Genomic DNA, 13510 nt, shown 5'->3' on the forward strand with positions numbered 1-13510 from the left:
ATGGTGGGCCTAACAAGACTTGAACTTGTGACCTCACCCTTATCAGGGGTGCACTCTAACCAGCTGAGCTATAGGCCCTTTATGGTGGAGAATAGCGGGATCGAACCGCTGACCTCCTGCGTGCAAAGCAGGCGCTCTCCCAGCTGAGCTAATTCCCCAAACTATCCTTACTTCGCAGATTAACAAAGCTAATCTTTAACGACAAGGAGCTAGCTCCCTTGACCCACCTAAAGCTACAAAGATTTATTTCAAACTTTGTTTGTCATAAATCATAAATTTAGGTTTTTGCCTAGGCAGTTAAGGAACTAGACAATTATTATTTTTTGTCAATCTTTAAAATCTAAACAAGGATTGATTGAGTTTGCTACAATGTTTCATTGTATTTGAGTGATAGTTGTGAGACTTATCACTTTGTACTCTAGAAAGGAGGTGATCCAACCGCAGGTTCTCCTACGGTTACCTTGTTACGACTTCACCCCAGTCGCTGATTCCACTGTGGGGGATAGCTAGTTTAGCATTTCCACTTCGAGTGAAATCAACTCCCATGGTGTGACGGGCGGTGAGTACAAGACCCGGGAACGTATTCACCGTGACATGGCTGATTCACGATTACTAGCGATTCCGGCTTCATGCTCTCGAGTTGCAGAGAACAATCCGAACTGGGACATATTTTATAGATTTGCTCCACCTCGCGGTATTGCGTCTCATTGTATATGCCATTGTAGCACGTGTGTCGCCCTGGGCATAAGGGCCATGATGACTTGACATCGTCCCCACCTTCCTCCTCCTTACGAAGGCAGTCTATTTAGAGTGCTCAGCCTAACTGTTAGCAACTAAATACGAGGGTTGCGCTCGTTGCGGGACTTAACCCAACATCTCACGACACGAGCTGACGACAGCCGTGCAGCACCTGTCTCTAAGTTCTAGCAAGCTAGCACACTCTTATCTCTAAGAGCTTCTTAGGATATCAAGCCCAGGTAAGGTTCTTCGCGTATCTTCGAATTAAACCACATGCTCCACCGCTTGTGCGGGTCCCCGTCTATTCCTTTGAGTTTTAATCTTGCGACCGTACTCCCCAGGCGGTATGCTTAATGCGTTAGCTGCATTACTGAGCTGACTAGCAGCCCAACAACTAGCATACATCGTTTAGGGCGTGGACTACCAGGGTATCTAATCCTGTTTGCTCCCCACGCTTTCGCGCCTTAGCGTCAGTTAAGTTCCAGCAGATCGCCTTCGCAATGGGTATTCTTGGTGATATCTACGGATTTTACCCCTACACCACCAATTCCATCTGCCTCTCCCCCACTCTAGATTATCAGTTTCCCAAGCAGTTTAATGGTTAAGCCATTAGATTTCACAAGAGACTTGATAATCCGCCTACGCGCCCTTTACGCCCAGTGATTCCGAGTAACGCTTGCACCCTCCGTATTACCGCGGCTGCTGGCACGGAGTTAGCCGGTGCTTATTCCTTTGGTACCGTCAAAATTCTTCCCAAAGAAAAGGAGTTTACGCTCCGAAAAGTGTCATCCTCCACGCGGCGTTGCTGCGTCAGGGTTTCCCCCATTGCGCAATATTCCCTACTGCTGCCTCCCGTAGGAGTTTGGACCGTGTCTCAGTTCCAATGTGACTGATCATCCTCTCAGACCAGTTAAGCGTCATAGCCTTGGTAGGCTCTTACCCCACCAACTAGCTGATACTATATAGTCTCATCTCTTGCCGAAAAACTTTCCCTACTTAACTTGTGTTAAGCAGGAGTATGGGGTATTAGCACTCATTTCTAAGTGTTGTCCCCCTGCAAGAGGCAGATTAACTATACCTTACTCACCCGTGCGCCACTAATCCACTTATAGCAAGCTAGAAGCTTCATCGTTCGACTTGCATGTATTAGGCACGCCGCCAGCGTTCACTCTGAGCCAGGATCAAACTCTCCATAAAAAATACTAAAACAAATTAATTTTATTTTAGTGTATTTGAATGACAAATAATTGAAAAATACTTCAATAATAAATCAATTCAAGTTTGGATTGTTTAATCTTTTTCTTCAAAGAAAAAGTTTTTAAATTTAAAGAGCTTTTAGTTTTAAAAGCAAATTAAATCTGGCTCAATCGATCACTTATTTAGATTTCAAAGATTGACTAATAAGATTTGAAAAACAATACTAATTTAAAGAACAAATTTTGCTTTTAGCTTTTAATATAAAAATACTAAACACTGCCTTTTAAGCCGTGTTAGAGTTTAACAAAAAACAATAAAAGCTTGATTGAAAATTTATAAGCTAAAAAAGATTTCTTAGTTATAAAACTCAAAAATCCCTAGGTAAATGTTTAGAAAAACAAAAAGGGAAATGAAATTATATACAAATAAGCTTAAAGTTTGATAAAATGAAAAATTTGTATATTTGTGAAACTTTTGGTAACCCAAAAATAAAGAAAAATCGTTTTATTTGAAAAATATTTGGTTTTATTGACTGATTATGCCATAATGAAACAATAAAAAAATTTTTAAGGAGAAGTAAATGAAAAAAATATTTTTCATCTTTATGGCTTTCGTGGGAGTTTTATTTGCTGCAGTAAATATCAACACAGCTGATGTAGATACCTTAAAGTCGCTTAAGGGCATAGGAGAAGCAAAGGCTAAAGCTATAATCGAGTATAGACAAGATCAAAACTTTACAAAGATAGAAGATCTCAAAAAGGTTAAAGGTATAGGCGATAAGCTTTTTGAAGGCATCAAAGATCAAATCACGGTCGAATAAGAAGGAACTTAATATATCTTAAGTTTGAAATGTATTTTGATATCTAGATCTTTCGTTGATATTCAATGAAAGATCTTCTTTAGTGTTCCATCTTGTCCTTTGCTTTGATACCCATAATGCCTAGAGCTGTTCTTATGCTCAAAGCAACTACGGCAAAAAGTTTAAGCAAACTTTGTTCATTTTGACTTCCAATGACCTTGTTTTCGTTATAAAATTTATGAAAACTTGCCGCCAAAGCCTTTAAATAATCAGGAATTTTTTGTAAAGACTGCGTTTGAAAAGCATCATTTAAAATAGCATTTAAATTTAAACTTTCAAAGAGTAAATTTAAGGCTTCTTCGCTTAAATTTGAAAAATCAGCCTCCAAAATATCTTCCACACTTTTTTTAGACTTTGCAAAGACTTGATTTATCCTGGCATGAGCGTAATTTATATAAAAAACGGGATTTGAGCTATCTTCTTTTTTAAGCTCACTAACATCAAATTCTAAGTGTGTATCGCATTTTTTACTCAAAAAGATAAATCTCAAAGCATCGCTACCAATTTCATCTAAAACTTCTTGCATAAGTATGAAATTTCCGGCTCTTTTACTCATCTTATAAGGCTCGCCGTCCTTAAGTAAGGATACCATTTGTGCCAAAATGATTTTTAATTTAGTGCTATCAAAGCCCAAAAACTCCATAGCAGCTTTCATTCTAGGAATATAGCCATGATGATCAGCACCCCAGATATTGATACATTCATCATAGCCTCTACTCATTTTATCGCGGTGATAAACAATGTCCGCTGCAAGATAAGTGCCGCTTTTATCTTCTCTAAGGATCACACGATCCTTTTCATCGCCCTTAGTGCTTGAGGCAAGCCAAATTTTGCCTTCTTTTTCATAAATTCCATGATGATTTTTCAAATCCTGCAAGGTTGCTTCAAGATCCTTATAATAGCTTTTCTCACTTACGAAGCTGTCAATTTTTATGCCTGTTTCTTCAAGCGTTTTTTTGATCAAAATGAGCATTTTATCCTTAGCCCAAGTGGCTAAATTTTCTATATTTTCTTCGGTAAAAAAGCTCTTATCAAAATTTTCAAAGGCTTCTTTAGCTAAATCCACTATATAAGCACCTCTATAATACTCTTCAGGGTAATCAACCTCTTGAACTAGACAATGCTCTTTTACGGCAAGCAAAACAGAAAGTCCTAAAAGATAAATTTGATTTCCGGCATCATTTACATAATACTCGGTATCAAATTTATATCCTAAATATTTTGCAAGTCTTGAAAGAGTATCGCCAAAAATAGCCCCTCTTGCATGACCTATATGCAAAGGACCTGTGGGATTTGCACTTACAAATTCAAGCAAAAAACTTTTATCTTTTTTTTCACCTTTGCAAAAGCTGGAAGGATCTTTTAAAGCCTCAGTGGCGACGGAATTTAAAAAAGCTCTTGAAAGCTTAAAATTTAAATACCCATTTACAGCCTCAACACTTTCAAAATAAAAACTCTTATCAAATTTTAAAGCAAGCTCCTCAGCAATAAGCTTGGGATTTTTCTTTAGCTCTTTGGCTAAAGAAAAAGCAAGCGGAGTTGCAAAATGTGCTAAATTCTTATCCTTAGGACTTTCTAGAATAAAGTCTTGAACTAAAACCTTCTTTATCGCTTCATAAACAACATTTTTCAAAAATAAGCCTCAAGCCTTTTTTTCTTCTTTTAAATTTTCATCGCTAGCATTTGTTGTTTTTATGTCAGCCTTTTCTTCGATTTTTTCGACAACCTTTTCATCTGTATCATTATTCATTTCATTTTTAAAGCTCTTAATTCCCTTACCTAGACCCTTGGCAAGTTCTGGGATTTTTTTTGCTCCAAAAAGCAAAACAACTATGAGTAAGATAATCAGCCACTGAGTTCCTGTTGGCATATGCATGATTTTATTCTCCTTTATTCCATTGAAGTTGAAATTGTGTTAAATTTTGTGTTTTTGTTTTTAGTTTTTGTGCTTGAAAAATAGCCCTAAGTTCATTATAAGCCTTATCTAAATCCTCATTGATGATCAAAAAATCATACTCGCAAAGTTCTTTGATCTCATCTTCGGCATTTATGAGCCTTTTTTCAACCACCTCTATTGTATCAGTATTTCGCTTAAGAAGTCTTTTTTTTAACTCTTTTTTATCCCTTGTTGTTACAAAAACTGAGGTAATAATTTCATTTAATATATCTTTAGCTATATAAAATCCTTGCACATCAATATCCAAAATAACAATTTTACCTTGCTCTAAAGCTTCAAAAGTATGCTTTAAAGAAGTTCCATAATAATTATCATGTACCCTTGCAAATTCTAAAAATGTTCCCTCTTGAATACCTTTTTCAAATTCTTCTTTGGAGATAAAAAAGTAATTTACCCCATCTTTTTCTCCATCTCTTGGCTTTCTTGTCGTACTTGAGATTGAAAAATACAACTCATCTTTGTATTCTTCTATTAATCTCTTAAGCAAAGTGGATTTACCCGCTCCACTTGGTCCTGAAATGAGTAAAACAAAGCCTTTCAATGCTTATCCTCATCAAAATTTATATTTATGTTAATATTCATATTCATGCCCTTTAATGCAGCTCTTAGGGTTTCATCATTGATACTTGAAGTAATAGCACTAGTTATACTCTTGCTTAGTTCACTCATAAGTTCATCATCTTTTGAATGCTCTTCAGGTTTTTGCTCTAAATCAAGTTCTGTTGGTTCATCTGTGCTTATTCTTTCAAATTTTAACTCATCTTCTTCTGGCAAATCCTCAACGCTTTCTCCTAGGGCAATCTTAATCTCTCTTTGTGTAACATTTTTTAAATCTTCATCTAAATCCTGAGAGCTTAAATCTAAATTTTCATGAGTGTCCTCGTGCATTGTGATAGTATTTTGATCTATGCTTACATCAGTTTCTTGCTTATCCATATCCTGAATTTGTGATAATTCAGCCTTGATTTGATCTTGAGTGCTTAGCTGCGAGATATCTTCTTGCTCAACTACACTTGGCACGAAATCTTCTTGCATTTGTGGCTCAAGCTCTTCATTTGACTGCCCTAAGAAAGAAGCATCTTGAGGCAAATCATCAAAACTCATATGCTCTTCTTTCTCCTCTATGCTAAAAGGAGCTTCTTGTTCATCTTCTTTTATTTCTTGTTTAGAAGCTTCATTTTCATCGCTTGTCTCATCAACTAAATCAATTTGCTCAGGTTCAGCCAAATCATCAAGAGAAATTTCTTCACTTTCTTTTGAATTTTCTGTATCGCTTTTTATATCCTCTTCACTTTTTATATCTACTTCTTCATTTGTATCTTCTATCTGTGGCAAAAACTCTTCTTGTAAATATTCGCTCTTTTCGTCATCATCTTTTAACTCGATCACATCTTCTTCTTTTGCCAAGTCTTGTATAGTAGTTTCTTCACTCGTTTGTAAAGGCATATCCTCGCTTTGTACTAGGCTATCTTGCTTTGTCTGCAAAGCCAAATCCTCATCTTTGAACGCGTCTTGATCCTCTGCAGCCAAAGGTTCGAGTTCTTCTTTTTCTTGCACTTCTTCTACTTTTTGCACCTCATCATTCATATCATTAGATTTGTCTGTATCTTTTAACTCGGCTTCATCTACGCTTGCAACAGGATCAGATGAAATAAGTTCATCTTGTATCAAGCTCTCATCTTGGGCATTCTCATTAATAAGCTCTTCATCTTTCTCGAGACTTGCTTCTTGTTGTGTTTCTAAAATTTGATCACTTGCAGGCTCTTGACTATCCTCTTGTGAAGACAGCTCATCTTCTTTTATTTCTTGTTTAGAAGCTTCATTTTCATCGCTTGTCTCATCAACTAAATCAATTTGCTCAGGTTCAGCCAAATCCTCAAGAGAAATTTCTTCACTTTCTTTTGAATTTTCTGTATCGCTTTTTATATCTACTTCTTCATTTGTATCTTCAAGTTGTAAATCCAAATTCTCATCTTGTATCACATCTTGCGTTACTTCTTCTTGCTCAGTCTTTGGTTCTTCTTTCTTAGGGGCTTCATCAGCATTTAAATCCTCAAGTTTTAAGTCTAAATCCTCATCTTTTAACTCAGCTTGTTTTGTTGACGCTACTTTTTCTTGTTCTTCATGTTCTCCAAAACCTAAAGTAAGTGCTTTATCTAAATCTGATTCCTCAAAATTTTCATCTTCGCCCTTGCCTGCTTTTTGCTTTTCTTCAGTCTTTTCTTTAGCTTGCAAAGGTTCTGGGTCTAAGTTCTTTTCTTGCTTGATCTCTTCTTCTGCTACTTCTTCCTCTGCTTCTTGAGTTTGTTCTTGTGTCTCTTGAGTTGCTTCTTCTTGAGGTTTTATTTCTTGATCTTGTGCATTATTATCCTCTTCCTTGTTTGTTTCATTAACACTATCTTCTAAGTCATTAAGTTCCAAATCATCAAGATCAAATTTCATATCCGCATAAGGATTTTCATCTTTTTGTGCTTCTACTATAACTTCGTCATCTTTTGGTTTTTTAAAGGCTATATCTGCCATATTTTCATCAATACAAGTGATTAAATCAGTTGGTAAAAAAGGCTTGTGAAGTACCTTTGCCTGTCCCTTAACTTCTTGATTTTTAGAACTAAGATAAATGAGCTTATCGCATTTTTTTTCCAAGTCGCCTAAATTTACTTTTACTTCATTATCTACGATAATAACATCAACTTTTTCAGCAAGTTCTTCATAATTTTCTTTTTCTTCAAAAGCATATCCAATCTTCGCAGCTGTAAGCTTTACAAGCTTTGAGACTATAGGATTTTGATTTATGAGTAAAATTTTCATTGCGTTATTTCCTTAATAATAAGCGTAATTTTAAGATATTTTAAATTATTAAATGCTTATATGAATAAAAAAATAATAATATTTTATCCTATATAATTTTTGTTACCTAATTTTGTACAAAAAATAAGGGTTGCATATTTGTAAAAACCTTTAAAATAAGCTCCTTAAAATATTTCATCATAACAGCTAAAATTGCAATCAAAACCGCAAAAGCAAGGACAATCTTAATAGGAAAGCCGACGACTAAAAGATTAAATTGAGGCATAGTTTTCATCAACAAGCCAAAAATAAGATCAGCAAGCAATGAAATCGCTAAGATTGGAAATCCCATAGTAAAACCGATGATAAATACATTAAGTAAAGAAATATTAATAAATTTTAGCAAATTTTCTCTTGGATAAAATTCTCCTAAAACAATATAATCCAAAGAATAACTCATAAAAAGCAAGATCAAATGATGGCCATCAAAAGCTAGGAAAACAAGTAGAGCAATAAGCCCTAAAATTTGCGAAGTTATGGGCATATTAGCTCCAGAACTTGGATCAATCACACTTGCCATAGTAAAACCCATAGTAAAAGACATGTATTCCCCTGCCATTTGAATAATAGTAAAAACAAGTTGCACCGCAAGCCCTGCTATCATGCCAAAAATAATTTCACTAATAATTTGCAAAATAAAAAATGAATTATATTGAGGAATGTTAATCTGTGCTAAAGGAAATAAAAACATGGTCAAAAGCAAAACAACTGTTGTTTTTATGATAAGAGGAATGTTATTGTGTGAAAAAAAAGGAAAAAAAACGATCATGCCACTTAATCTTGCAAACAAAAGCATAAAAGTAGCTACATTTTTATCGCCCAAATAATTAACAAATTCCATCTTTATCCAGCATAAATGTCTTGTCGCACAGCGAAGCAAGCTTCGTATCATGTGTTACAAAAAGTAAGGCTACATCATTTTCTTTGGCATAAGAGATCAAAATATCAATCACATTTTTAGCATTTGCAAAGTCTAAATTTCCCGTTGCCTCATCAGCAAAAATGATTTTAGGTTTTTTACAAAGAACTCTAGCTATACTCACTCTTTGTTGTTGACCCCCGCTGAGCTTGCTTACCTTTTGATTTAAAAGTGTGTATATGCCTAAATTTTCTAGTATTTGTTTATCTAAACCCTTGTGTGATAAAACACTTGCAAGCTCTATATTTTCAAGCGTTGAAAAGCCTCTAAAAAGATAATGAGCCTGAAAAATAACCCCGAAATCAAAACGGCGTATACTCAGTCTTTCATTCTCACTAAGTGTATAAAGATCTTGATTTTTGTAAAAAACCTTACCTTTTTTTGGCTTTAAAAGAGTAGACAAGATATGTAAAAGAGTGGATTTTCCACAACCGCTACTGCCTTGTATAGCAATGCAGTCTTTTGAATTTAAGCTTAAATTTAAATTCTCAAAGAGCGGATAATCAAAACTATGTCCTAAATTCTCCGCTCTTAGAAGTTCCATTTTAACTCATTTGTGCGGCAACTTCTGCGGCAAAATCTTCAGCTTTTTTTTCTAAGCCTTCGCCCACTTCAAAACGAATAAATTCAACTATTTCAAGCTTTATACCCAGCTCTTTTTCCTTTTCAGCAATAACTTGCTCTACGGTCTTTTTATCGTCCATGACATAAAATTGTCCCATTAAAGTAAGTTTGCTATCAAGCTGAGAATTATCGGCAATGAAGCTATTCATTTTACCTGGGATTATATTCGCCCAAATTTTTTCAGGCTTATTTTGTGCCTTAAGCTCCGCTTTGATATCCTCTTCGGCTTGTTTTAAAATTTCATCACTAAGTTGCTTACGACTTGCAAATTTTGGAATTTTATGCTCAGGTTTGTTTGGATCTTTAAGTCTTCTTCTTTCTTCATTATCCTTTTCAAGCTCTGCTACCAAAGCTTTATATTCACTCTCCACAAAATCTAAATCCAAATCCTTGTAGCTTAAATAACTTGGCTTCATAGCTGCAATATGCATACAAAGCTGTTTTAAAAAATCACTCGCCTTTCTTGCATTTTCCTCGCTATCACTTGCCGCTGATATAATCACTCCTACTCGAGAATTACTATGCATATAGCCATTAACTATACCTTTTTCACCCGCTTTTAGCGTAGCAAAACGACGAACAACTAAATTTTCGCCTATTGTGGCGATTTGGCTTTTAAGGTATTCTTCAAATTTAGCACCATTGATAACACTTGAATGAAGCTCTTCGCTTGTGCTTATACCCTGTGTTTGTATATGAGCAGTAGTATCCTTAGTAAGAGCTATAAACTGCTCATTTTTAGCGACAAAATCGGTCTCTGAATTAATCTCGCTTAAGGTTGCTTGTTTAAAATCATCACTTATTTTGAGATTTACTAAACCCTCAGCAGCTAAACGATCAGCCTTTTTGGCAGCCTTTCCTAAACCCTTTTCACGCAAAAGTTGAACAGCTTTTTCAAAGTCTCCATCTGTTTCTTTAAGAGCATTTTTACAATCCATCATTCCAGCACCTGTGCTTTCACGAAGCTCTTTTACCATTTGTGCACTAATTTCAGCCATTATTCTTTTCCTTCTTCAAAATCTTCTTCACTAAATTCTTCATTCAAATTTTCTTCTTCGAGTGCTTCCTTAAGTACAGCTTTTTTTTCTTCTTCTGCGATAGGCTCGCCTTGCTCTATATCATCTTGCTCTCTTAAAGCCTTGCCCTCTATAATAGCCTCAGCCATTTCTTGACAAAAAAGCTGAACAGAGCGAATAGCATCATCATTGCCCGGTATTGGATAAGTAACTAAATCCGGATCGCAATTTGTATCAAGTGGAGCAACCACAGGAATTCTAAGACGATTTGCCTCAGCAACAGCAATTTTTTCTTTTACCACATCAATAACAAAGATCATATCAGGTGGAGTTTTCATGTAGCGAATTCCACCCAAATAAGCAATGAGCTTAGCTTTTTTTCTTGAAAGCATTAAAGCTTCTTTTTTTGTTAAAAGCTTTATACTTTCATCTTCTTCCATTTTTTCTATAATTTCTAATTTACGAATACTTTGACGGATAGTTCCAAAATTTGTCATCATACCACCAAGCCAGCGATGATTAACATAAGGCATACCACATTTTTCAGCATATTCTTTAACAGCAGCTACGGCTTGTTTTTTTGTACCAACAAAAAGTATAGTTTTGCCCTCAGCTGCAGCGTCTTTTACTATGTTGTAGGTGTAGCGAAAATAACGCAAAGTTTTTTGCAAGTCTATGACATAAATGCCTTTTCTTTCGCCGAAAATAAATTTTTTCATTTTCGGATTCCATCTGCGTGTTTGATGCCCAAAATGCACACCGCATTCGAGCAAATCTCTCATTGTTACCATTATTTCTCCTTATAAATTTAGCTTTTTTCCTCCGCACACCTTAAACTTAACAAGCTAAAAAGGATTTGTGCGTGTGAAATAAGAGCAAACATTTTATCAAAAATAAGTTTAGTTTTTACTTATAAATGCGGTTTAGAAAAGCTTTAAGTAGAAAAATGCTGATCCCTTTCAGGATCAGCTAAAAAATTTAATGAAGTTTAGACCAAATTTTGCGTTTCCAAGCTATAGCAAAGATACTTAAAATCACAAAAAAGCCCATGATATAAAGCCCTAGGCTCTCTCTTTCTTCTTTTTTACTATCGCCTACTTTTTCAAGATAAGCAACTACACTTGCTTGAGCTTCTTCGGTTATCCCTACCCTTGGCATAGCTGTTCCTACCAAAAGTTTTTGGGTATTATTAATAAAATTATGAAGATACTCATCGCCACGAGATCTGATCATCATAGAAAGATCAGGCGGATTTGAACCAAGATAAGCTTTTAAGTCGTTTTTAGCTGAAACAGCTGTAAAACTATCATATTTCATATCATGACATCTTCCACAAGCTTCAATGAAATTATTTTTATCCTTAGCAAATTCGAAATCCTTTTGCCAAAGAACCTTTTTTGTACCCTCATCAAGTTCTGTTAATTTCGCGTATTTTTCATCAAGTAAGGCTTTGGTTTTGTTTTCAAAATCTTCTTGATATTTTATACCTATTTCTTTAAGATAGGCAATGACATTGGCGATATTAGCATTTGCAACATCTTCGTTTTCTCCCGACACTTCAGCATTATAAGGAGTCATTAAAAAAGCATCGCCAAATTTGTGATCAACTTTTAAAGCAAGGGCAGGATTCATAATCAAAGCAGCTAAAAATTTCTCATCATAAATCAAGCCTGCTGAACTAAGATCAGGTGGTAACACACCTAAAGAAGAATCAGTAATAGCACCTTCTATCCCATCAAATTTAGCTCCATGACACGCAACACAATTTGTTTCAAAAAAAGCTTTTCCCTCACTTGCATTGCCACTATTAAAATCAATTTTTGCAACGCTAGCCCAAAGTGCTTCTTGTTTAGCTAAATTTTCTTTAGCTAGCTCTAAAGCTTTATTTGCACTTTCTACATTAGTCTCGTTGTTTTCAGCCTTAGCAAGCTCTAAAGCTTTTTCTTTTTCAGCGAGAATTTTTTTAGCAAAATTAATATCTTCTTGCTCAAAATCAAAATTTGCAGGAGCAACATGAGGCTTCATCACAGAATGCGCATAAGGCTCTACACCCCAGTAAGTAAGGGCTGTAAAACACGCAACCACTAAAAATATTTTAAACTCTCTCATGATTATTCCTTTTCTTTTCTTGTGATGAGTGGCAGAACAACGAGGAGTAAGGCTAAGAATACCACAGAAGCACCAAAACCTATCCACGCATTAATGCCCGTTGGAGGAAGTTTTCCATAAACGGTCAACACGATCAAATCCACAAGCAAAATCCAAAACCACACGAAGAATTTACCTCTTGCATGAGCTGGTTTTACTACATCACTTCTATCAAGCCAAGGAAGTAAAAAGAAAATCACTTGAGCTATACCAAAGGCAGCAAGCCCTATATCAAAAGCCTTAATGCTACCAATATCAAAGAAAAATCCTCTTAAAACCTCGTAACTCCACAAGAAATACCACTCAGGATAGATATGAGCCGGTGTTTTTAGTGCATCAGCTGGATCAAAGTTAATAGGATCCATTGCAAAGTTAAATTTAAAGCATACAAGATAGAAAAAGAAGATCATAAATAAACAAATATACATGAAATCCTTAGACAAAAACGCTGGCCAAAAAGGAATAACTTTTGAACCCTTTGTATCGCCATTTTTATATTTTTGTGCTTCTAAATCAAAGTCAAGTTCTTCTGCAATTTCATTATTCACATGTGGGATTCTTAGTGCATAAAAGTGAAATGCTATGATCATAATGATAACGATAGGAAGCAAGCACACATGAAGCATGAAAAATCTTGTAAGGGTTGGATCACTTACCGCATAATCGCCCCTAATCCAAATTACCAAAGCATCACCAATAAAAGGCACACCACCAAAAAGATTAGTAATAACCTGAGCAGCCCAATAGCTCATTTGTCCCCAAGGAAGCATATAACCACTAAAAGCCTCAGCAGAAAAGACCACAAATAAAAGCATACCGCTGATCCAAATCATCTCACGACCCTTTTTATAAGAACCATAATAAATTCCTGTAAGCATATGAATGTAGATGATTAAAAAGATCACAGAAGCGGCTACGCCGTGCATATGACGCCAAAGCCAACCATAATCAGCCTCTTGCATGATAGTTTTATTCACGCTATCAAAAGCAAGTGCGGTGTCTGGTTTATAATACATCACTAAAAGTAAGCCTGTTACAAAAAGCACTGTAAAAAGGACGGTTAAGATAACGCCCATGGCCCAAAGAAAATTAATTTGTTTTGGTATCCAATACTCAACCATCAAAACATTCATTAGCTTTTTGACAGCTAAGCGTTGATCAAGCCAATCAACTATACCATTTGCCTTTGTTATATGTGCCAT

General features: G+C 35.5%; 11 protein-coding genes, 2 tRNA genes and 1 rRNA gene. 1 reads left to right on the forward strand and 13 read right to left on the reverse strand.

Annotation, left to right across the window (positions count from 1 at the left end; all coding sequences use genetic code 11):
* Position 1: 1 nt before the first annotated feature.
* The 3 genes from DMB92_RS06735 to DMB92_RS06745 form a co-directional block, all read right to left on the reverse strand.
* Positions 2–78 (reverse strand) — tRNA-Ile (locus DMB92_RS06735).
* Positions 79–82: 4 nt separating this feature from the next.
* Positions 83–158: transfer RNA gene (locus tag DMB92_RS06740), tRNA-Ala, on the reverse strand.
* A 264-nt stretch (positions 159–422) separates the two neighbouring features.
* A 16S ribosomal RNA gene (locus DMB92_RS06745) occupies positions 423–1935 on the reverse strand.
* 580 nt (positions 1936–2515) lie between these two features.
* Here DMB92_RS06745 and DMB92_RS06750 point away from each other — a divergent pair.
* Positions 2516–2755 (forward strand): ComEA family DNA-binding protein, encoded by a 240-nt coding sequence (locus tag DMB92_RS06750; protein WP_142682297.1) that lies wholly within the window; start codon positions 2516–2518, stop codon positions 2753–2755.
* Positions 2756–2834: 79 nt separating this feature from the next.
* On the opposite strand, the gene argS is transcribed toward DMB92_RS06750, so the two are convergent.
* The 10 genes from argS to DMB92_RS06800 form a co-directional block, all read right to left on the reverse strand.
* A complete protein-coding gene (gene argS / locus DMB92_RS06755; protein WP_142682298.1) occupies positions 2835–4427 on the reverse strand; it encodes an arginine--tRNA ligase in 1593 nt (530 codons plus the stop codon).
* A 9-nt stretch (positions 4428–4436) separates the two neighbouring features.
* Positions 4437–4670: a twin-arginine translocase TatA/TatE family subunit gene (locus tag DMB92_RS06760; RefSeq protein WP_142682299.1), complete on the reverse strand. Its 234-nt coding sequence runs from the start codon at positions 4668–4670 to the stop codon at positions 4437–4439.
* Positions 4671–4674: 4 nt separating this feature from the next.
* Complete coding sequence (gene gmk, locus DMB92_RS06765; RefSeq protein ID WP_142682300.1) at positions 4675–5292, reverse strand: guanylate kinase; 618 nt, start codon at positions 5290–5292, stop codon at positions 4675–4677.
* The gene (locus DMB92_RS06770; protein ID WP_142682301.1) at positions 5289–7562 is read right to left on the reverse strand and encodes a hypothetical protein; all 2274 of its coding nucleotides are present in this window, start codon (positions 7560–7562) and stop codon (positions 5289–5291) included. The genes gmk and DMB92_RS06770 overlap by 4 nt, the downstream gene beginning before the upstream one ends.
* A 106-nt stretch (positions 7563–7668) precedes the next feature.
* Positions 7669–8442, reverse strand: a complete 774-nt coding sequence (gene fliR / locus DMB92_RS06775; RefSeq protein ID WP_142682302.1) for a flagellar biosynthetic protein FliR — start codon at positions 8440–8442, stop codon at positions 7669–7671.
* Positions 8429–9064 (reverse strand): ABC transporter ATP-binding protein, encoded by a 636-nt coding sequence (locus DMB92_RS06780; protein WP_142682303.1) that lies wholly within the window; start codon positions 9062–9064, stop codon positions 8429–8431. Before DMB92_RS06780 ends, fliR begins: the two co-directional genes overlap by 14 nt.
* Before the next feature lies 1 nt (position 9065).
* Complete coding sequence (tsf, locus tag DMB92_RS06785; RefSeq protein WP_142682304.1) at positions 9066–10142, reverse strand: translation elongation factor Ts; 1077 nt, start codon at positions 10140–10142, stop codon at positions 9066–9068.
* Positions 10142–10951 (reverse strand): 30S ribosomal protein S2, encoded by an 810-nt coding sequence (rpsB, locus tag DMB92_RS06790; RefSeq protein ID WP_142682305.1) that lies wholly within the window; start codon positions 10949–10951, stop codon positions 10142–10144. The genes tsf and rpsB overlap by 1 nt, the downstream gene beginning before the upstream one ends.
* 187 nt (positions 10952–11138) lie before the next feature.
* The gene (locus DMB92_RS06795; RefSeq protein ID WP_142682306.1) at positions 11139–12269 is read right to left on the reverse strand and encodes a c-type cytochrome; all 1131 of its coding nucleotides are present in this window, start codon (positions 12267–12269) and stop codon (positions 11139–11141) included.
* A 2-nt stretch (positions 12270–12271) separates the two neighbouring features.
* Complete coding sequence (locus tag DMB92_RS06800) at positions 12272–13510, reverse strand: cytochrome b (RefSeq protein WP_142682307.1); 1239 nt, start codon at positions 13508–13510, stop codon at positions 12272–12274.

Source organism: Campylobacter sp. MIT 99-7217, assembly GCF_006864365.1.
GTDB lineage: Bacteria > Campylobacterota > Campylobacteria > Campylobacterales > Campylobacteraceae > Campylobacter_D.

Excerpts from the sequence above, each read along its gene's own strand:
- DMB92_RS06750 (WP_142682297.1), top strand. The coding sequence starts at position 2,516 with ATGAAAAAAATATTTTTCATCTTTATGGCTTTCGTGGGAGTTTTATTT.
- DMB92_RS06800 (WP_142682307.1), bottom strand. The coding sequence starts at position 13,510 with ATGGCACATATAACAAAGGCAAATGGTATAGTTGATTGGCTTGATCAA.
- DMB92_RS06780 (WP_142682303.1), bottom strand. The coding sequence starts at position 9,064 with ATGGAACTTCTAAGAGCGGAGAATTTAGGACATAGTTTTGATTATCCG.
- fliR (WP_142682302.1), bottom strand. The coding sequence starts at position 8,442 with ATGGAATTTGTTAATTATTTGGGCGATAAAAATGTAGCTACTTTTATG.
- tsf (WP_142682304.1), bottom strand. The coding sequence starts at position 10,142 with ATGGCTGAAATTAGTGCACAAATGGTAAAAGAGCTTCGTGAAAGCACA.
- rpsB (WP_142682305.1), bottom strand. The coding sequence starts at position 10,951 with ATGGTAACAATGAGAGATTTGCTCGAATGCGGTGTGCATTTTGGGCAT.
- DMB92_RS06770 (WP_142682301.1), bottom strand. The coding sequence starts at position 7,562 with ATGAAAATTTTACTCATAAATCAAAATCCTATAGTCTCAAAGCTTGTA.
- DMB92_RS06760 (WP_142682299.1), bottom strand. The coding sequence starts at position 4,670 with ATGCATATGCCAACAGGAACTCAGTGGCTGATTATCTTACTCATAGTT.
- DMB92_RS06795 (WP_142682306.1), bottom strand. The coding sequence starts at position 12,269 with ATGAGAGAGTTTAAAATATTTTTAGTGGTTGCGTGTTTTACAGCCCTT.